The organism is Mycolicibacterium duvalii, assembly GCF_010726645.1.
In the GTDB taxonomy this organism is placed as follows: domain Bacteria; phylum Actinomycetota; class Actinomycetes; order Mycobacteriales; family Mycobacteriaceae; genus Mycobacterium; species Mycobacterium duvalii.
In genome coordinates this window covers 3,342,002-3,361,460 of record NZ_AP022563.1, presented here as the reverse complement: position 1 = coordinate 3,361,460, position 19,459 = coordinate 3,342,002, and the positions used below count along the sequence as shown (strand labels likewise).

18 protein-coding genes and 1 riboswitch are annotated in these 19,459 nt (G+C 69.6%); of the genes, 10 read left to right on the top strand and 8 right to left on the bottom strand.

The window, feature by feature from the left end; genetic code table 11:
• Window positions 1-15 precede the first annotated feature (15 nt).
• Complete coding sequence (locus G6N31_RS15845) at window positions 16-2,604, bottom strand: ATP-binding cassette domain-containing protein (RefSeq protein ID WP_163722215.1); 2,589 nt, start codon at window positions 2,602-2,604, stop codon at window positions 16-18.
• A 230-nt stretch (window positions 2,605-2,834) separates the two neighbouring features.
• Between G6N31_RS15845 and G6N31_RS15840 the strand changes: the two genes are divergently transcribed.
• On the top strand, window positions 2,835-3,398 hold the full coding sequence (locus G6N31_RS15840) for a TetR/AcrR family transcriptional regulator (protein ID WP_098002256.1): 564 nt from the start codon (window positions 2,835-2,837) through the stop codon (window positions 3,396-3,398).
• Here G6N31_RS15840 and G6N31_RS15835 read toward each other — a convergent pair.
• The gene (locus G6N31_RS15835; protein WP_098002257.1) at window positions 3,382-4,578 is read right to left on the bottom strand and encodes an NADH:flavin oxidoreductase; all 1,197 of its coding nucleotides are present in this window, start codon (window positions 4,576-4,578) and stop codon (window positions 3,382-3,384) included. The two genes, G6N31_RS15840 and G6N31_RS15835, sit on opposite strands and share 17 nt — an antisense overlap.
• Window positions 4,579-4,616: 38 nt before the next feature.
• Here G6N31_RS15835 and G6N31_RS15830 point away from each other — a divergent pair, with 38 nt between their 5' ends.
• The 4 genes from G6N31_RS15830 to G6N31_RS15815 all read left to right on the top strand — a co-directional run bounded on the left by G6N31_RS15830 (window position 4,617) and on the right by G6N31_RS15815 (window position 8,340).
• Window positions 4,617-5,474: a bifunctional methylenetetrahydrofolate dehydrogenase/methenyltetrahydrofolate cyclohydrolase gene (locus G6N31_RS15830; protein ID WP_179964191.1), complete on the top strand. Its 858-nt coding sequence runs from the start codon at window positions 4,617-4,619 to the stop codon at window positions 5,472-5,474.
• Window positions 5,471-5,764, top strand: a complete 294-nt coding sequence (locus tag G6N31_RS15825; protein WP_098002259.1) for a DUF3017 domain-containing protein — start codon at window positions 5,471-5,473, stop codon at window positions 5,762-5,764. The genes G6N31_RS15830 and G6N31_RS15825 overlap by 4 nt, the downstream gene beginning before the upstream one ends.
• A gap of 232 nt (window positions 5,765-5,996) precedes the next feature.
• Window positions 5,997-7,127, top strand: a complete 1,131-nt coding sequence (locus G6N31_RS15820; RefSeq protein ID WP_098002260.1) for a ferredoxin reductase — start codon at window positions 5,997-5,999, stop codon at window positions 7,125-7,127.
• Window positions 7,128-7,137: 10 nt separating this feature from the next.
• Window positions 7,138-8,340, top strand: coding sequence for a fatty acid desaturase family protein (locus G6N31_RS15815; protein WP_098002261.1), 1,203 nt, complete (start codon window positions 7,138-7,140; stop codon window positions 8,338-8,340).
• Window positions 8,341-8,363: 23 nt separating this feature from the next.
• Here the strand turns inward: G6N31_RS15815 and G6N31_RS15810 are convergent, their stop codons facing one another.
• The 4 genes from G6N31_RS15810 to G6N31_RS15795 form a co-directional block, all read right to left on the bottom strand.
• Window positions 8,364-9,095: a class I SAM-dependent methyltransferase gene (locus G6N31_RS15810; protein ID WP_098002262.1), complete on the bottom strand. Its 732-nt coding sequence runs from the start codon at window positions 9,093-9,095 to the stop codon at window positions 8,364-8,366.
• Window positions 9,092-10,222, bottom strand: a complete 1,131-nt coding sequence (gene metX, locus G6N31_RS15805) for a homoserine O-acetyltransferase MetX (protein ID WP_098002263.1) — start codon at window positions 10,220-10,222, stop codon at window positions 9,092-9,094. Before metX ends, G6N31_RS15810 begins: the two co-directional genes overlap by 4 nt.
• 13 nt (window positions 10,223-10,235) lie before the next feature.
• On the bottom strand, window positions 10,236-11,582 hold the full coding sequence (locus tag G6N31_RS15800; protein ID WP_098002264.1) for a bifunctional o-acetylhomoserine/o-acetylserine sulfhydrylase: 1,347 nt from the start codon (window positions 11,580-11,582) through the stop codon (window positions 10,236-10,238).
• Window positions 11,583-11,622: 40 nt separating this feature from the next.
• A riboswitch (SAM riboswitch) is annotated at window positions 11,623-11,742 on the bottom strand.
• Window positions 11,743-11,801: 59 nt separating this feature from the next.
• Window positions 11,802-12,629, bottom strand: coding sequence for an epoxide hydrolase EphH (locus G6N31_RS15795; RefSeq protein WP_098002265.1), 828 nt, complete (start codon window positions 12,627-12,629; stop codon window positions 11,802-11,804).
• Window positions 12,630-12,691: 62 nt separating this feature from the next.
• Here G6N31_RS15795 and G6N31_RS15790 point away from each other — a divergent pair, with 62 nt between their 5' ends.
• The 3 genes from G6N31_RS15790 to yhjD all read left to right on the top strand — a co-directional run bounded on the left by G6N31_RS15790 (window position 12,692) and on the right by yhjD (window position 15,698).
• Window positions 12,692-13,492 (top strand): exodeoxyribonuclease III, encoded by an 801-nt coding sequence (locus G6N31_RS15790; protein WP_098002266.1) that lies wholly within the window; start codon window positions 12,692-12,694, stop codon window positions 13,490-13,492.
• An 82-nt stretch (window positions 13,493-13,574) separates the two neighbouring features.
• Window positions 13,575-14,603 (top strand): tryptophan--tRNA ligase, encoded by a 1,029-nt coding sequence (gene trpS, locus G6N31_RS15785; protein WP_098002267.1) that lies wholly within the window; start codon window positions 13,575-13,577, stop codon window positions 14,601-14,603.
• 21 nt (window positions 14,604-14,624) lie between these two features.
• Entirely contained in the window at window positions 14,625-15,698 is a 1,074-nt protein-coding gene (gene yhjD / locus G6N31_RS15780; protein ID WP_098002268.1) for an inner membrane protein YhjD, read from the top strand.
• Here yhjD and G6N31_RS15775 read toward each other — a convergent pair.
• A complete protein-coding gene (locus G6N31_RS15775) occupies window positions 15,673-16,902 on the bottom strand; it encodes a D-alanyl-D-alanine carboxypeptidase family protein (protein ID WP_098002269.1) in 1,230 nt (409 codons plus the stop codon). The genes yhjD and G6N31_RS15775 overlap by 26 nt on opposite strands.
• A 109-nt stretch (window positions 16,903-17,011) precedes the next feature.
• Here G6N31_RS15775 and G6N31_RS15770 point away from each other — a divergent pair, with 109 nt between their 5' ends.
• Both G6N31_RS15770 and G6N31_RS15765 read left to right on the top strand, forming a co-directional pair.
• Window positions 17,012-18,163: a metallophosphoesterase gene (locus G6N31_RS15770; protein WP_098002270.1), complete on the top strand. Its 1,152-nt coding sequence runs from the start codon at window positions 17,012-17,014 to the stop codon at window positions 18,161-18,163.
• Window positions 18,164-18,300: 137 nt separating this feature from the next.
• Window positions 18,301-18,471, top strand: a complete 171-nt coding sequence (locus G6N31_RS15765; protein ID WP_163722212.1) for a hypothetical protein — start codon at window positions 18,301-18,303, stop codon at window positions 18,469-18,471.
• On the opposite strand, the gene G6N31_RS15760 is transcribed toward G6N31_RS15765, so the two are convergent.
• On the bottom strand, window positions 18,461-19,459 hold the full coding sequence (locus tag G6N31_RS15760; protein ID WP_098002271.1) for an SMP-30/gluconolactonase/LRE family protein: 999 nt from the start codon (window positions 19,457-19,459) through the stop codon (window positions 18,461-18,463). The two genes, G6N31_RS15765 and G6N31_RS15760, sit on opposite strands and share 11 nt — an antisense overlap.

Sequence of the window (19,459 nt, the reverse complement as noted above, 5' to 3'; positions counted from 1 at the left end):
CGACAACCGCCATGGTCAGGCCGAGTTCAGCCGGATCCTCCAGCGCACGTAACTCAGGTAGAACACGCTGATCAGGACCAGCATCGCCATGTCGAACAGCCATGCCCCGGAGGTGTGCTCCCAGTGCCGGTCCTGCGGGGTCAGCGGTCCGGGAACCAGCCGGATCAGGTCGATCGTCGACGCCGACGACGCGAACCCCCAGCGGGCGGGCGTGGCCCACGACATCTGGTCCAGCACGATGCGGTCGGTCACCGGGATCATCCCGCCCGAGAACACCAACTGGCTCATGACCGCGACCACCAGCAACGGCATGATCTGCTCGGCGGACCGGGCCAGGGCGGACAGCGCCAGGCCCACCATCGCCGATGCGACGCAGGTGGCCGCGATGTCGATGAACAGCTCGAAGCCGGGGCTGCCCAGCACCGCGCCGCGCTCGACCGCACCGGGACCGAAGCCCTTGCCGAGGATCGCGATGGTCGTCACGATCGCCGATTGGATGATCGCGAACACCGTGAACACGGCGACCTTGGCCAGCAGGTACGCCGACGTCGACAGCCCGACGGCCTGCTCGCGGCGGAAGATGGCGCGTTCGCCGATCAGCGCGCGGATTGTCAGCGCCGTGCCCATGAAGATCGCGCCGACGTTGAGCATCACCAGAATCTGGCCGGGTTCGTTGGGGGCCTCGCCGCCCTGGATCGCCGGGACGGGCACGCCGAAGCCGACGTCGCCGGGCACCGACAGCGACAGCACGCCCATGATGAACGGCAGCATCATCAAGAACGCGAAGTAGCCGCGGTCGGACACCACGAGCCGAATCTGGCGCCGCGCGATCGTCGAGAGCTGCCGGCCCAGGCTGGTGCGCGTCGGGTTGCCCAGATCGGCCGGGGTCTGGGACGCAGGCAAGGGAGGCGGCGGTCCGTTGCGGGCCAGGTACCGGTCGTGGGCGGCGTCGGGGTCGCCGGCCACGGAGCTGAAGATGTCGGCCCAGTTGGTGGTGCCCATCGACGGGCCGATCTGATCCGGCGGCCCGTAGAACGCGGTCTTGCCGCCCGGGGCCAGCAGCAGCACGTCGTCGCAGACGTCGAGGTAGGTCAGCGAGTGGGTGACGACGAGCACGACGCGGCCGGCGTCGGCGAGCTGGCGCAGCATCGTCATCACCTGCCGGTCCAGTGCCGGGTCCAGGCCGGAGGTCGGTTCGTCGAGGATCAGCAGCGACGGGCCGGTCAGCAATTCCAGCGCCACCGACGCGCGTTTGCGCTGGCCGCCGGAGAGCTTTTCGACCCGGGTGTCGAGGTGTTTGGTCATCTCGAGCTCTTCGAGCACCTCGTTGACGACCTGCTCACGGTCGGCCTTGGTGGTGTCGGGGGGCAGCCGCAGCTCGGCGGCGTACATCAGCGCCTGCCGCACGGTGAGCTGTCCGTGCACCACGTCGTCCTGCGGCACCATGCCGATCCGGGAGCGCAGCGAGGCGTACTCGGCGTGCACGTTGTGGCCTTCGAACGACACCTGCCCGCTGGTCGGGTGGGTGTAGCCGGCGATCAGCCGCGCGAGCGTGGACTTGCCGGCGCCCGACGGCCCGATGATGGCGGTCAGCGTGCCCGGCCGCGCCGACATCGAGATGTTGTCCAACAGGGTCTTGTTGTTCTCGATCGTCCAGGTCACCCCATGCACGTCGAGGCCGCCGGTTGCGGTGTCGGCCGCGGTCTCGGTGCGCCGCACCAGCATCGCGCCGCGGAAGACGAGGTCGACGTTGCCGATGGTGACGATGTCGCCTTCGTTGAGCATCGCCGTGTCCACGCGGGTGCCGTTGACGAAGGTGCCGTTGATGCTGCGGTTGTCCCGGATCTCGGTGCCGTCGAGGGTGGGCACCAGGGTGGCGTGGTGGCGCGAGGCCAGCACGTCGGGGATCACGATGTCGTTGTCGCTGGCGCGGCCTATCCGCACCGATCCGGGCGGCGCCTCGGCGGGTTTACCGGGCCGCAGGATCTTGAGCATGCTGGTGGCGAGGTTGCCGTCCCCGGAGCGCGGGGCCGCGGACGGGCCCATCATGGTGACCGACTCGAGGTCCGGGGAGCTGATCGGAGACGGCGCCTGCCGGGCTGCGCGCGGCGGCGCGGTCGGCGGACGGCTGATCGGCCCGGTGGGCTGGTAGCCGGGTGCGGGCTGTGGTGGCCGCGGGCCGGCGGGGCGGGTGTGGGTGGGCTGACTCGGTTGGCCGGGCTGCAGGCCGGGGCGGGTCACGCTGCGGCCGGCGGCCGGCACCGCACTGGTCGGCGGCGTTCCGGCCGAGCCCTGATGGCGGCCCACCTCGAAGGTCAGCCGGGGTCCGTCGGGGTTGCCGAGGTAGATCTGCTGGCCGTCGGTGATGTCGGCCGCGGGAACACGCCGGCCGTTGAGGTACATGCCGTTGAGGCTGCCGTTGTCGATCGCGACCCAGCGGCCCTGGTCGGACCGCAGCACGAGGTGGGCGCGCGAGATCAACGGGTGGGCGATCCGGACGTCGGCGCGCAGGTCGCGGCCGATGACGACGTCGTTGCCGGCGGCGAAGGTGCGGGTGGATCCGTCGTACCGAACCGTCAGCGTGGGGGCAGCTGGTCGGCTCATCGCTGGCAACTCTATCGGTAGTCGCAGCGGCCGGGCCGCGCCGCCTGCGCTGGGGATGATCTGTGGCCGCTCCGTTATCGAGTTGTCGCCCCAACCGCGACACGCCCGTGACGTGTGCTGCTCACCTCGGTCGTCAAAGCTGCTGCAGGCGATGGTGATCGAGCCGCTCGGCGGTTCTCCGCCCGGCTGATCGCCATTTTAGAGAGCAATCTCTACTTTAGGGTGGAGCGATGCCGCGGCCTGCCCGATATTCCGTCGATGATCTGCTTGACGCCGCTGCCGCCCTGCTGGCCGCCGACGGCGCTGCGGCGGTGACGATGTCGGCGGTGGCGCGTTCGTGTGGGGCGCCCAGCGGTTCGGTGTATCACCGGTTCCCGTCGCGGGCGGCGTTGTGCGGGGAGTTGTGGCTGCGCACCGAGGAACGTTTCGTCGCCGAGCTGCTGACCGCGCTGGCCGAACCCGGTGACCCGCAACAGCGCTGTGTGGCCGCCGCGCGGCGGGTGCTGGCCTGGTGCCGGGACCACCCGGCGCAAGCCCAGGTGCTGCTGACCGGTGCGGCTGCGCTCGGCCTCGGCGAGTGGCCGGAGACGCTGAGTAACCGGCGCAAACGCCTGCAGCGCAAGCAGCGCAAGGCCTTCGCGGAGCTTGCCGAGGACACTGGCCGGGTCAGCGCTGCGCTGATCGACGTGCCGCTGGCGATGGTGCGACGCGCGCAGCGTCCGCGTCAGACCGTGCCGCCCGGTGCCGAGCAGATCGTCGAGGACTGCGCGCGGGCGCTCATCGCCCCGAGCTGACCGGGGACGGCGACCCGGTGCGCACGCAGTAGGTGTGGCTGTAGATGGTCGGCATGCAGAGGTTGCAGTGGTCGCAGATCGACTGCACGGCGGCGTCGGCCTGAATCCGGTTGAGCAGGTCGGGCTCGGCCAGCAGCGCGCGGCCCATCGCGACGAAGTCGAAGCCCTCGGCCATCGCTTTATCCATGGTCTGCCGGTTGGTGATGCCGCCCAGCAGGATCAGCGGCATCGTCAGCTCGTCGCGGAACTTCTTGGCGTCGCGCATCAGATAGGCCTCGTGGTACGGGTACTCCCGCATGAACTTCTTGCCGGTCATCCGGATGCCCCAGGACAGCGGCGGTTTGAACGCCTTGGAGAACTCCTTGACCGGCGCGCCGCCGCGGAACAGGAACATCGGGTTGAGCAGCGAACTGCCGGCGGTCAGTTCCAGCGCGTCGAGCCCGCCGTCCTCCTCGAGCCATTTGGCGGTCTGCAGCGATTCCTCCAGCGTGATACCGCCGCGTACGCCGTCGGACATGTTCATCTTCGCCGTGACCGCGATCCGGTCGCCGACGGCATGACGCACCGCCCGCACCACGCCGCGGGCCACCTTGGCCCGGTTCTCCAGCGAGCCGCCGAACTCGTCGGTGCGGCGGTTGATCAGCGGCGACAAGAACGAGCTGGCCAGGTAGTTGTGGCCGAGGTGGATCTCCACCGCGTCGAAACCGGATTCGATGGCCAGCCGCGCGGCGTTGGCGTGCAGCTCGGTCACCTCGGCGATGTCCTCGCGGCTGGCTTTGCGGGCGAAGCGCATCGACAGCGGGTTGAAGAACCGCACCGGCGCCAGCGCGGGCGCCTTGTTGGTGCGGGCGTTGGCCACCGGACCGGCGTGGCCGATCTGGGCGCTGATCGCCGCGCCTTCGTTGTGGATCGCATCGGTGAGCCGGCGCAGTCCCGGTACGGCTTCCGGACGCATCCAGATCTGCCAGCCGTCGGTGCGCCCGCCCGGCGCGACCGCGCAGTAGGCCACCGTGGTCATCCCGACCCCGCCGGCGGCGGGCAGCCGGTGGTAGGTGATCAGGTCCTCGGTGACGACGGCGTTCGGGGTCGCGGCCTCGAACGTCGCGGCTTTGATGATCCGGTTACGCAGGGTCAACGGACCGAGCTTGGCCGGGGCGAACACGTCGTGCGGGGCTGCCATAACAGGAGCTTCCCATGCCTGCTGTCAGAATGAACGCCGTGGGTGCAATCACTTTGGACGGTAAGGCCACGCGCGATGAGATCTTCGTCGATCTGAAAGAGCGCGTCGCGCGCCTCGCCGAGGCCGGACGCACGCCCGGGCTGGGAACGGTGCTGGTCGGCGACGATCCCGGCTCGCAGGCCTACGTGCGGGGCAAGCACTCCGACTGCGCGAAGGTCGGCATCAACTCGATCCGCCGCGACCTGCCCGCCGACATCAGCCAGGCCGAGCTGGAGGCCACGCTCGACGAGCTCAACGCCAACCCGGAATGCACCGGCTACATCGTGCAATTGCCGCTGCCCAGGCACCTCAACGAGAACGCCGCGCTGGAGCGGGTCGACCCCGGCAAGGACGCCGACGGGCTGCATCCGACCAACCTCGGGCGGCTGGTGCTCAACGAGCCGGCGCCGCTGCCGTGCACGCCGCGCGGGATCGTGCACCTGCTGCGCCGCTTTCAGGTGGAGATCGCCGGCGCGCACGCGGTGGTCATCGGGCGTGGTGTCACCGTCGGGCGTCCGCTCGGGCTGCTGCTGACCCGCCGCTCGGAGAATGCGACGGTCACCTTGTGCCACACCGCGACCCGGCATCTGCCGCAGATCACCCGCGAGGCCGACATCATCATCGCCGCGGCCGGGGTGCCGCACATGGTGACCGGCGAGATGGTTCGTGAGGGGGCCGCCGTCGTCGACGTCGGGGTCAGCCGCGACGAGAACGGCAAGCTCGTCGGCGACGTGGCGCCGGACGTGTGGGAGGTTGCGGGTCACGTGTCGCCGAACCCGGGCGGTGTCGGACCGCTCACGCGGGCGTTCCTGCTGACCAATGTGGTCGAGCGGGCCGAGGTCCTGGCCGGGTTGTGACCGCCAGGCAGTCCGTCCGCAAAGTCTTCTCCGGGCAGTGGCCGATCCTGCTGGTCGCGCTGTTTCTGGTGGCGGCGTTCGCGCTGGTCGCCGCGGGCTTCTGGCGCCGCGGCGCGCTGGTGATGGCGCTCGGGGTGGCCGTCGCGGCGGGACTTCGGCTGACGCTGCCCGAAGAGCGGGCCGGGCTGCTGGCGGTGCGCACCCGCACCGTGGACTTCGTCACCACCGCGTCGGTGAGCGCGGCGATGCTCTACATCGCCTGGACCATCGACCCGCTGGGCACCAGCTGAGAGTTCCTCTCTTTTGCTCGCGGCTCGGCTTTTGCTCGCGAAAGTGAGACCACGGTCGTGATTCCTGCGCGATCACGACCGTGTGTGCACTCTCGCGGTGTTGGCGGGCGGCGGCCCTCAAGTTTCAGTGAACGAATGTTTAGTTACCGACAGGTAGGGATATCTCTGGTGCGTCAGCCGTCGCTGTGACTGCAGTCACAGCGACGGTCCGTAGTGCGATCGAGGGAGGGACATGGCCGGACTGGTGAAGAGCGTGACCCGCTGGACCAAGGCGCCGGCGCGCGACGTCGAGGCGCCGACCGGAGGCTGGGTCAACATGATCCGCGGGCTCGCCGCTCGCGCGACGACACCCCTGCTGCCTGACGACTACCTGTCGTTGCTCAATCCGCTCTGGTCAGCACGAGAACTGCGCGGTGAGATCGTCGAAGTCCGTGCCGAGACCGAGGATTCCGCGACGGTGATCATCCGTCCCGGCTGGGGCTTCGCGCGCGACTACCAGCCCGGCCAATATGTCGGCATCGGTCTGCGGGTCGACGGCCGGTGGCACTGGCGGTCGTACTCGCTCACCTCGGTGCCCGAGCAGGCCGAGGGCGAGATTTCGATCACCGTCAAGGCGACCCCCGAGGGCTTCCTGTCCACCCACCTCGTCGGTGGCGTCGAACCGGGGACGATCATCCGGCTGGCCGCCCCGCAGGGGGAGTTCACCCTGCCCGATCCGCCGCCCGAATCGCTGCTGTTCATCACTGCGGGAAGCGGCATCACCCCGATCATGGCGATGCTCCGGTCTCTGCGTGCCCGCGGGCAGCACCCCGACATCGTGCACGTGCACTCCGCGCCTTCGGCGGAGTCGGTGATCTTCCACGACGAGCTGCGGGACTTCGAACGTGAGCAGCGCGGCTACCGTCTCCATCTACAGCTGACCGAGCGTGACGGCAAGGTCGAGATCGACGAGCTCGACCGGATCGTCGAGGACTGGCGGGACCGCTCAGCGTGGATATGCGGACCGTCAGCGATGCTGGATGCAGCCGAAAAAGTCTGGGAAGACCATGATCTGGCTGACCAGCTGCACATGGAGCGGTTCACGATCGCCGCCACCGACAAGGGCGGCGAGGGCGGCACCCTGCGTTTCGGGATTTCGGACAAGACCGTCGAGATCGACGGTGCCACCACGATCCTGCAAGCCGGCGAGGACGTCGGTATCCAGATGCCTTTCGGTTGCCGCATGGGTATCTGCCAGACCTGCGTGCTCCCGCTCGAGGAGGGGCACGTCCGGGACATCCGCTCCGGGCAGGAACACGGTGCGGGCGACCGCATCCAGACATGCGTGTCCACCGCGTCCGGCGACTGCACCATCAAGATCTGAGGAGAGTTTCATGGCGATCACCGACATCAAGGTCTACGCGCATCTCACCGACGAGGACATCGACGCGCTCGCAGCCGAACTCGACCAGCTCCGGGCCGACGTCGAGGAGTCCCGAGGGGAGCGCGACGCCCGCTACGTCCGGCGCACCATCCAGCTCCAGCGCGCGCTGGCCGCCGGGGGGCGTCTCGCGCTGTTCGCGAGCAGCAGTCGGATCGCCCGGATCGCCGGCACCGCGATGCTGGCCTCGGCCAAGATCATCGAGAACATGGAGCTGGGGCACAACGTCATTCACGGGCAGTGGGACTGGATGAACGATCCGGAGGTGCACTCCACCGAATGGGAGTGGGACACCACCTGTCCGTCGTCGCAGTGGAAGTACTCGCACAACTACGTGCACCACAAGTACACCAACGTGGTCGGCCTCGACAGCGATGTCGGCTACGGCATCATGCGGGTCACCCGCGACGAACCGTGGGAGCGGTGGATGATCGGCAATCCGATCTACAACCTGTTGCTCGGAACGCTGTTCGAGTGGGGTGTCGCCGCGCACCACATCGAGGTCGACAAGATCCGCAAGAAGGAGAAGACCTGGGCGCAGGCGCGCAAGGACATGCGCGTGATGGGCCGCAAGATCGCCAAGCAGGTCGGCAAGGACTACATCGTGTTCCCGGCGCTGGCCGGAACCAACTGGAAGCACACGCTCAAGTGCAACGCGGTGGCCAACCTGATCCGGAACTACTGGGCCTACATGGTGATCTTCTGCGGACACTTCCCCGACGGGGCGGAGAAGTTCACCGTAGAGGAGTTCGAGAACGAGACCCGCGGGGAGTGGTACCTGCGACAGATGCTGGGGTCGGCGAACTTCCACGCCGGTCCCGTCATGGCGTTCATGAGCGGCAACCTGTGCTACCAGATCGAGCACCATCTGTTCCCGGACCTGCCGAGCAATCGGTACGCCGAGATGAGCGTGCGGATTCGCGAGCTGTGCGAGAAGTACGACCTGCCCTACACCACCGGGCCGTTACTGCGGCAGTACTGGCAGTCGTTCTGGACGATCCTCAAGCTCGCGGTACCCGACAAGTACCTGAAGGCAGACAGCGACGACGCCCCCGAGACGCACTCCGAGCGGCGCTTCCGGCGCATCGAGCGCGCGCCGGGCACGCCGAAACGCGGCCTGCGCACGGCGATCCGCGAGCGGACGAGAGCCGCCTGACCTCCGCGGTGGCGCCGTCGCGGTCAGCCCAGCGTCGCGCGGATGCACACCGTGATGTACGGCAGCGCGAGGCCGGTGCCGTTGGACAGCGCCGGATGAGTGGCCAGCAGTTCGCGGACCTGCTCCAGGGTGCGGGTACGGACCTGCTCGGGCGAGGTGATGCAATAGCTGCGCGACGCGACCAGGTCGATCAGCGCCTGCGGGGTCAGGTAGTTCGTCCACTCCACCTGGTGGCGCTCGATGTCACCGAAAGGCGCTGGCAGGTCGGCGGTCTGGCTGAACGGATCCACCTCGTGGCCGATGATCTCGCCCAGCTCCTTCACCCAGCCCAGGCGTTCGTCGCGGTTGTTCCACACCAGCCCGAGGCGGCCGCCGGGCCGCAGCACCCGAGCGACTTCCTTGACCGCGCGATGCGGGTCGAACCAGTGCCAGGCCTGCGCCACCAGTACGGCGTCGACGCTCGCATCGGGCAGCGGAATCTCCTCGGCGGTGCCCAGCAGCGCCGGAGTGTCGGGCAGCGAGCTACTCAGTACCTCGAGCATCTCGGGAATCGGGTCGACGGCCACCACGTCGAGACCTCGCTCGACCAGCCGGGTGGTCAATTTGCCGGTGCCCGCGCCGAGGTCGAGTACGTCACGGACCCCGGCGGGCAACAGCCAGTCGATCGATTCCGGCGGGTAGGACGGACGCCCCCGCTCGTAAGCCGCGGCCTGGGCGCCGAATGACAACGACCGCGGCTCGGGCGCGTCGGTCACCGGCTCGCCAGCTCCAGCGTGCGGCGGATCAGCTTGCCGACGGCGTCGGTCTCGAGCAGGAAGCCGTCATGACCGAACTCGGAGTCCACGACATCCAATCCGTCGCACCCGGGCAGCAATTCGGCCAGCTCGGCCTGCAGCCGCAACGGGTAGAGCCGGTCGGAGGTGATGCCGCCGACCAGCGTCGGCACCGGGCAGCCGCGCAGCGCAGCCTCGATGCCCCCGCGGCCGCGGCCGACGTCGTGGCTCGACAATGCGTCGGTCAACGTGACGTAGGTTCCGGCATCGAAGCGCCGCACCAGCTTTCGGCCCTGATGCTCGAGGTAGCTCTGTACCGCGTAGCGGCCGCCGGAACCCGGGTCCTCACCGGTCTGCGCATCGTTGCTGAACCGCTCGTCGAGTTCGACCTCGCCGCGATAGGTCAGGTGCGCGATGCGTCGGGCGACCTGCAGCCCGGCCTCGGGACTGCGTCCGGTGCCGTGGTAGTCCCCGCCGAGCCAGTCCGGGTCCGACCTGATCGCGGCGACCTGGGTGCTCTGGGTGCCGATCTGGTCGGCGGTGGCCCGCGCTCCGACGGCGAGGACCAGCGCCGCGCGCACCCCCTGTGGGTGGGTGACGATCCACTCCAGGGCCCGCGCGCCGCCCATCGAGCCGCCCATCACCGCGGCCACCTCGGTGATCCCCAGCCGTTCCAGCGCGGCCACGTCGGCGGCCACCTGATCGCGGATGGAGATCGCCGGAAACCGCGAGCCCCAGGGCTTTCCGTCGGGAGCCTCGGTGCTCGGGCCGGTTGACCCGCGGCAGCCGCCGAGCACGTTGGTCGAGATCGCGCACCACCGGTCGGTGTCGATCGGCGCACCGGGCCCGGCGATGCCGTCCCACCATCCAGCGGTCGGGTGGTTCGGGCCGGCGGGGCCGACGATGTGCGAGTCGCCGGTGAGTGCGTGCAGCACCACCACGACGTTGTCCCGGTTGGGGGACAGTTCGCCCCAGCGCTGCACCGCGATCGACACATCCTCGATGACAGTGCCGTTCTCCAGCGTCAGCGCGCCGATGTCGACGACGCCGATCTCGCCCTCGGGCGGCAGTGTCGCGCGGTCGTCGGCAGATACATCCACGATGGTCACGTCAGCTCGCCTCTTAGAACGACGCCACGGTGTTCGGATCGGTGGCGGCGCTGCCGCCCAGGTACGGTTTGGCCGCGGCGAAGCCCTGCTCGAGGTCGGCGAGGATGTCGTCGATGCCTTCGATGCCGACCGCCAGGCGCACCAATCCCGGTGTGACGCCGGTGGACAACTGCTCCTCGGGGGAGAGCTGGGCGTGGGTGGTGGAGGCCGGGTGGATCACCAGTGACCGGACGTCCCCGATGTTGGCGACGTGGCTGTGCAGCGTCAGCGCGTTGACGAACGCCTTGCCCGCCTCGACGCCGCCGGCCAGCTCGAAGGCCAGCACTGCGCCGGTTCCCTTGGGCGCCAGCTTCTTTGCCAGCTCATGCCACGGCGAGGACGGCAGTCCCGCGTAGTTGACCGACACCACGTCGGCGTGGTCGTCGAGGTAGGCGGCGACCCGCTCGGCGTTGGCCACATGACGTTCCATGCGCAGGCTCAGCGTTTCCAGGCCCTGGGCGATCAGGAACGCGTTGAACGGTGAGGCGGCACTGCCCAGGTCGCGCAACAGCTGCACGCGCGCCTTGAGCGCGAAGGCCGGCGGTCCCAGTTCGGCGAACACCACGCCGTGGTAGCTGGGGTCGGGCTCGGTGAAACCCGGGAAGCGCCCGTTGGTCCAGTCGAAGGTGCCGCCGTCTACGAGGACGCCCGCGATCGCCGAGCCGTGCCCGCCCAGGTACTTCGTGGCCGAGTGCACGACGATGTCGGCGCCGTGGCTCAGCGGCTGGATCAGGTACGGGGTGGCGATGGTGTTGTCGACGATCAGCGGCACCCCGTGGTCATGGGCCACCGCGGCGACCGACGGAATGTCGAGCACATCGATCTGCGGATTGGAGATCGTCTCGGCGAAGAACGCCTTGGTGTTGGGCCTCGCCGCGGCACGCCAGGACTGCGGGTCGTCGGGATCGTCGACGAAGCTGACCTCGATGCCGAGCTTGGGCAGCGAGTAGTGGAACAGGTTGTAGGTACCGCCGTAGAGGCGCGGGCTGGAGACGATGTGGTCCCCGGCCTTGGCCAGGTTCAGGATCGCGAAGGTCTCGGCTGCCTGACCGGAGGCCAGGAACAACGCCGCCACTCCGCCTTCGAGCGCCGCGATGCGCTGCTCGACGACGTCGGTGGTCGGGTTCATGATGCGGGTGTAGATGTTGCCGGGCTCGGCCAGGCCGAACAGCGCCGCCGCATGGTCGGTGTCGCGGAAGACGTAGCTGGTGGTCTGGTAGATCGGCAGGGCCCGCGCGTTGGTCGCGGCGTCGGGCGTCTGGCCGGCGTGGACCTGTTTGGTCTCGAACGACCAGTGCGAACTGGGGTCTGATTGCGTCATCGACGTGCTCCTCCGTGAAACAGGGGCCCGTTTCGCGGCGGACCCGCGCTTGCCTTATAGCCGTGTGCGGCTACTCAACCTGGTCGTCTCCCGGGGCACCCCACCGCGGTTGGAGGGTTGCCGGCCAGCAAGCCGGGGCTTGACGCTGGCACTCATGACCGAATCGAACTCTATCTCAGGCAGCACCGATCGTGCCAACAGGCCTGCCCGCGACGTGCGTCAGCCGATCGCCTTGTTGGGGTCGGCCTGGTCGTCGAGGAAGTCGAGGATCAGCCCGGCGATCAGCTCGGGGGCCTCGAACATCGGGATGTGACCGACCGCGTCGAGCTCGGTGTAGCGGGTGGTGCCGGGCAGGTGCTTGCGGAAGTGGTTGACGAACCGGGGATGCGGCAGCACCCGGTCCTTTTCGCAGATCACCATGTGGGTGGGGATGTTGGTGTCGGCGAGTTCCATCAGCCCGGGCAGCAGCAGCGCCTTGATCAGCAGCTGGTAGTAGGCCGCGCAGTGAGTGACGTCGTCGATGATGTCGCGCAGGTCGTCGTCGCTGATGCCGTCCGGGGTGGCGCTGCACGGCACGCTGGCCAGCACGCGCGCCCCCGGCAGCCGCGCCGCGCGCGGGCCGAACACCTTGGCGGTGATCCACACCGGGGCGCCCATCAGGAACTTGAACACGATCTCGTACTTGGGCAGCGACCACCGGTGCCAGCCCCCGGCGGGGGCGATCGCCGTCAGCGAGCGGGCCCGGCCCCGGCGCTCGAGCTCGAAGGCCACCCAGCCGCCCAGCGAATTGCCGACGATGTGGGCGGTCTCCCAGCCCAGCTCGTCCATCCGGCGCTCCATGTCGTCGGCCAGCTCCGCGGTGTCCAGGAAGAACCGGCCTTTCACCCCGCCGTTGTGGCCGGGCATGGTCGGGGCGAGCACCTCGTAGCGGCCCGTGTCGGCCAGCCGCGGCGCGACGCCCTTCCACACGTTCTGCGACATCATGAACGGGTGCAGGAGCAACACAGGCTCCCCGGATCCGAGGTGGATCGGTGCGCGAAGGCTCATGGGCCCGACAGTAAGGTGATACCGGCGGTACCGCAAGAACCGGGTGTTCTAGGGTCTGGGCCGTGATCGTCACGACCATCAACGTCAACGGCGTCCGGGCGGCCGTCAAACAACGGTCCACCGACAACCTCGGCATGCTGGCCTGGCTCAAGCAGACCCGCGCCGATGTGATCTGTCTGCAGGAGACCCGCGCCGACGACGACCAGTTGGCCGACGCGCTGGGCCCCGCGATCGCCGACGGCTGGCAGCTGGCCGCCGCCGGACCACACCGGAAGGGCCGCAACGGCGTGGCCGTGTTGTCCCGGACGCCGTTCGACGCGATCCGCATCGGCTGCGGCGCCGAGGAATTCGAGGCCCACGGGCGGTACCTGGAGGTCGACACCGCGGGGGTCACCGTGGCCAGCATCTACGTCCCGACCGGCGAGGCGCAAACCGAGCGGCAGGCGGAGAAGGAACGATTCATGGCCGCGGTGGCCGCCCGGATGGCCGAGCTGCGGGTCGGCGGCCGGGACGCGATCGTCTGCGGCGACTGGAACATCGCCCACACCGAGAACGACATCAAGAACTGGAAGGGCAACGTCAAGAAGTCGGGCTTCCTGCCCGAGGAACGCCAGTGGGTCAGCGATCTGCTGGCCGACGGCTGGGTCGACGTGGTGCGCCGGCTGCACCCCGACGTCGCCGGCCCCTACGCCTGGTGGTCGTGGCGCGGGAAGGCCTTCGACAACGACGCCGGCTGGCGCATCGACTACCACCTCGTCACCCCGGATCTCGCGCAGCGGGCGGTGTCGGCCGGCACCGAGCGGCCCGCGGCGTACGCGCTGCGCTGGTCGGACCACGCACCGGTGACCGTGGAGTTCGAGTGATTTCGGCGTGCTTTTCGTCGCCCAGCGTCGATAACCACGCCGAAATCGCTCGGGTGCGGCGCCATGGAAAGATCGACGCATCATGAGCGACACAGCCCGGCCCGTCGTGTTCTCCGGCGCGCAACCCACCTCCGATTCCCTGCACCTCGGCAACGCCCTGGGCGCGGTGGCCCAGTGGGTGGAGCTGCAGAACAGCAACGACGCGTACTTCTGTGTCGTCGACCTGCACGCGATCACCGTCGCCCAGGACCCCGAGACGCTGCGCAAGCGCACGCTGGCCACCGCCGCGCAGTACCTCGCGCTCGGGGTGGACCCGGCCCGCGCCACCGTCTTCGTGCAGAGCCACGTCCCCGCGCACGCCGAATTGGCCTGGGTGCTGGGCTGTTTCACCGGGTTCGGGCAGGCCTCCCGGATGACGCAGTTCAAGGACAAGTCACAGAGGCAGGGCGCGGACTCCACCACGGTCGGGTTGTTCACCTATCCGGTACTGATGGCCGCCGACGTGCTGCTCTACGACACCGAGCTGGTGCCCGTCGGCGAGGACCAGCGCCAGCACCTCGAGCTGGCCCGCGACGTCGCGCAGCGGGTCAACGCGCGGTTCCCGGACACGTTCGTGGTGCCGGAGCCGATGATCCCGAAGGCCACCGCGAAGATCTACGACCTGGCCGACCCGACGGCGAAGATGAGCAAGTCCGCGGCCACCGACGCCGGGCTGATCAGCCTGCTCGACGATCCGGCCAAGACCGCCAAGAAGATTCGCTCCGCGGTGACCGACAGCGAACGCGAGATCCGGTTCGACCCCGACGCCAAACCCGGGGTGTCGAACCTGCTGACCATCCAGTCGGCGGTCACCGGCAGGGAGGTGGACGCGCTCGTCGACGCGTATCAGGGCCGCGGCTACGGCGATCTGAAGAAGGAGACCGCCGAGGCGGTGGTCGAGTTCGTCACGCCCATCAAGACCCGGGTCGACGAGTTGCTCGCTGACCCGACCGAACTGGAGAGTGTGCTGGCCACCGGCGCGCAGCGGGCGCGCGAGGTGTCTGGACAGACGTTGCAGAGGGTATATGACCGGCTGGGCTTCCTCGCGCCGCGACCGCGGGTGACGGACTAGCCACCAGCGAGGAGGGATGCCATGACCGCCCCGGACCGACCGTCGGACACCGACGACAAGCCGGGGCTGGTCGACCGGCTCCGCGCGCGAATGCCCTGGTTCGACCACGTGATGCGGGCCCAGCAGCGCTACAAGGACTCCAAGGGCGACTTCTACGCCGCCGGCATCACCTACTTCACCATCTTCGCGCTGTTCCCGCTGCTGATGGTCGGGTTCGCGATCGGCGGTTTCGTGCTCGCCAACCAGCCCGAGCTGCTGGCCACCGTCCAGGACCGCATCCGGTCATCGGTCGGCGGCGACATGGGCCAGCAGCTCACCGAGCTGATGGAGTCCGCGATCGACTCCCGGACCTCGGTCGGGCTCATCGGTCTGGCGGCGGCGGCATGGGCCGGGCTGGGCTGGATGGCCAACCTGCGCGAGGCGCTCAGCCAGATGTGGGGCCTGTACCGCGATGAACTGCCCGGCTTCCTGCGCACCAAGATCTCCGACCTGCTCGCACTGCTGTCGGTGTTCGTCGCGATCGTGCTGACGATGGCGCTGACCGCGCTGGGCAACATGTCGGTGATGCGCAACGTGCTGGAGTGGTTCGGCATTGCCGACGCGCCCGGGTTGACGCTGGTGCTGCGCGTCGCGTCGCTACTGGTGTCGGTGCTGGTGTCGTGGCTGCTGTTCACCTTCCTGATCGCACGGCTGCCCCGGGAGTCGGTGAGCTTCCGCAGCAGTGTCCGCGCCGGTCTGCTTGCCGCAGTCGGTTTCGAGATCTTCAAGCTGGTGGCGGCGATCTACCTGCGGTCGGTGCTGACCGGCCCGGCGGGCGCGACATTCGGCCCGGTGCTCGGTTTGATGGTGTTCGCCTACATCACCGCCCGATTGATCCTGTTCGCCACGGCGTGGGCGGCCACCATGCCCGAGAACATGCGCGAGGACGTCGTCGCGGCGCCCGGACCGGCGGTGATCCGCAACCGCATCATCGCCCGCCCCGGTCTGCACCCGTGGCAGGCCGCAGCGGCGGCGCTCCTCGGCGCCGTTGGCGCGCTGAGCTTTTCGCCTCGCCGCCGGAGCCCCGACGTCAGCCGCGCTGAGGGCGGCGGTTGAGCGCGCGAGCGCCCATGATCAGGCTGAACACGATGACCGAGCCGACCACGCCGACACCCACCCGCACCGGCGTGGCGTCCACGTCCGACAGCACCGCATTGGCTTTCGTCGTCGTGGCCGCCGCGGTGTCTTCGGCGATCCCGCCCAGCGACGGGTCAGGGTCGACCAGCGTGCCGACCTTGGTGCCGGGGGGCACGGCGAACCCGTAGTCGAGCAACCGTGCGGCCTGCTCCCACGGTGCGATGGGCTGGCGGGTGCCGCGCAGCAACACGGCCACCAGACGCCGGCCGTCACGCTCGGCGGCGCCGACGAAGGTCTGCCCGGCGTCGTCGGTGAAGCCGGTCTTGCCGCCGAGCGCGCCCGGGTAATTCGCCAGCAGGCGGTTGTCGTTCTCGATCGGATAGGTGCCCTCCCCGCGACCGGGGAAGGTGAACGACTGCGTCGCAACGATTCTGGAGAACGTCGGATCGTGCCACGCGTACCGGTAGAACAGGCCGATGTCGTAGGCCGAGGTGCTCATCCCCGGCCCGTCCAGACCCGACGGGGTGGCCACCCGGGTGTCGCGGGCGCCGAGCTTGTTGGCCAGGCCGTTGATCTTGTTCAGCGCGGCTTCCATGCCGCCCATCTGGCGGGCCAGCGCGAATGCGGCGTCGTTGCCGGAATACATCAGCAGACCGTGCAGCAGGTCGTTGATCGAGTAGAACCCACCCTCGCCGACGCCGACCTTGGTGCCTTCCTGCGCGGCGTCCTCGGGAGTGCCGGGCACCACCTTGTGCAGCGGCAGGTCGCGAAGGGCCTGCATCGCGGTGAGCACCTTGATGACGCTGGCGGGTCGGTGGCGGCCGTGCGGGTCGCGGGCGGCGATGACGTCGCCGCTGTCGATGTCGGCGACCAGCCAGGCTTCGGCGGACACGTCGCCGGGGATCGGCGGGGTGCCCGGCGCGACGATCACGCCGCAGTTCGACAGCGCGTCACCGCCCATCGGGGTGGCCGGCACCGGCAGCGGGGCCGGCGGAGCCTCGCCCGGCTTGGGCACCTCGGACGCGTCGACGGCCGGCGGCGTGGTCTCCCGGTACAGGCAGGCGTCGGCCGCGGGCAGGCCGGGGTCGGCGCCGGCGACCGGCGCGACGGTCAGCAGCGCGACGGTCATCGGGGCGGTCAGCAGCGCCGCCGCTCGTGTCGCGAACGTCCGGAAAGTGCCCATCGTGTGCGCAGATTAGGCGATCAAACTGCCTTTTCCCGGGAGCCACGCGGCGTCTTGACCGAGCTGACACCGCTGTCGGCTCCCGGCGGCGCATAGGCTGGCCTGACTCATGTTCTTCCTGATCCTCGCCTCGGTCCTCGGGCTCATGCACCTCTACGTGTGGAAACGCGTGGTCAAAGACACCACCCGGCCGGGGCGGGTGCGGCGGTGGGCGTCACTGGTTCTGGTCGGCCTGTTGGCGCTGCTGGTCGCGGCGTTGGTGGTGCCGCGGACCGCCGGGGTCACCGGGTTCCGCTGGCTGGCCTGGCCGGGCTACCTGTGGTTCGGCGTGGTGGCCTACCTGTTCCTGACGCTGCTGGCGCTCGAACCCGTCCGTCTGCTGCGTGCCCTGTGGCGCAGGGGCCGGCGCTCCGAGGAACCGGAATCGGTGCAGCGCCGGATCTTCCTGTCCCGGGTCGCGGCGGTCACCGCCGGGGCGGCCACCGTCGGGCTGGTCGGTACCGGTCTGACCAACGCGTTGGGCCCACCGCAGATCCTGCGCGTACCGGTGCGGCTGCCGCGCCTGGACCCGGCGTTCGACGGGTTCCGCATCGCGGTGGTCTCCGATATCCACCTCGGACCGCTGTTGGGGCGGGCCCACACCGAGCGCATCGTGGCGATGATCAACGAGACCGAACCCGATCTCGTCGCGGTGGTCGGCGACGTCGTGGACGGCACGGTCGCCGAGCTCGGGTCGGCCGCGGCGCCGCTGCAAGATCTGGTGGCGCGCGAGGGCGCCTTCTTCATCACCGGCAACCACGAGTACTTCGTCGAGGACACCGACGAATGGCTGCGCGAGCTCGACCGTCTCGGGCTGCAGCCGCTGCGCAACGAAAACACCAGGATCCGCCGCGGCGCCGGCGGGTTCGACCTGGTCGGCATCAACGATCTGGCCGGCGAGTCCCGCTCGGATCCCCCCGACCTCGACCGCGCGCTGCGCGGGATCCAGCGCGGCAGCCCGACCGTGCTGCTGGCCCACCAGCCCGTCCAGGTCGGCGAGGCCGCTGAGCGCGGCGTGGACCTGCAGATCTCCGGGCACACCCACGGTGGCCAGATGTGGCCGTTCCACTACGCCGTGGACCTCGCCCAGCCCGCGCTGGCGGGGCTGTCGAGGGTGCGCGACACCCAGCTCTACGTCACCCGCGGCGCCGGGTTCTGGGGTCCGCCGCTGCGCGTCGGCGCGCCGCCGGACATCAGCGTGCTGACGCTGCGCAGCCCGTAGGTTCGGCAGGTTTGCCGCAGTGTGAGCTTGGGCACTTCTTAGCAAGCTCACGGCAATTCCGCCGGCTGCGCACAGGTGTTGACCGCATCCTGAGTTCACAGCCGGGTATCCACCGGTCTTCTCGGGAGGTCGACGACATGACAACACCGCAGGTTGGCGCCACCGTCATCGATTTGCAGTCGCACTCCGCCCGCCGCCGGGCGCGCTTCGACGAAGCGATGCGACGCCACCCCGCCTATGCGTCGCGGATGGCTCTGACCGGGGACGCCTGCTCGCGCGAGGCGACCGTGCACCGGTTCACCCGGTAGCCGCCAGGTCCACCCAACCCAGGTAGGGGCCGCCGATACTGCCCAGCCACAGCCGTCCGGCGTGCTCGAGGGCGCTGGTCGCCATCCAGAACTGTGGGTGCGTGGTGTGCACGCCGGCGATCGCGTCGCCGGTGTCGGGGTCGAACGCGACCGCCCAGACCACCTTCTCCGGTTTGGGCTGCAAACGGCTCGGCAGCCGCCAGATCAGCCTGCGCAGCAGCGGCGGTGCGCCGGCCAGGCGGTCGGCCAGCGGATTGGCCGGTGTGACCATCGCGCACCAGATGCGGCCGTCGGCGCCGGTGGACAGGTTGTCGGGCATCGCGGGCAGGTTCACCGCCAGCGGCGTCACCGAGCCCGCATCGGGTCCGGTCAGCCAGTACTTGGACAGCCGCCTAGCCTGCGTCTCGGCGAACACCAGCGCCGAACCGTCGGCGGTCGGGGTCACGCCGTTGGCGAAGTACAGCCCCTCGAGCAGCGTGCTGATCGCGCCGTCGGGGTCGCGGCGGTGCAGGGCGCCGCGGCCGCGGGCCTCCAGGATGGCCCCCAGATAGTCGTCGATCGTGAACGCCGACGTCGATTCGGTGAAATACACCGTTCCGTCGGGCATCTCGACGGCGTTGGAGCAGAACTGCAGGCGCCGGCCGCCGATGTGGTGCACCAGCGTCTCGCACTGCCCGGACGACGGGTCCAGCCGCAGCAGTCCGCGGGGGCTGTCGCACACCAGCAGCCGGCCGTCGCGGGTGCAGGCCAGACCCAGCGGCCGGCCGCCGGTGTTGGCGACGACCCGGGGGTTGGTGCCGTCGGCGTCCAGGCACACGATGCTGCCGTCGGCGGCGCCGACCCACAGCCGTCCGTCGGCGTCGACGCGGACGTCCTCGGGTTCGGCGCCGGGGATCGGCACCAGGGTGAGGTCGGCGGCGGGCGCCGGTGGCAGCGGCTCGACGGGCGGCGCCTGCCAGCGGACGGGATCGATCGGCGGCCTACCCAC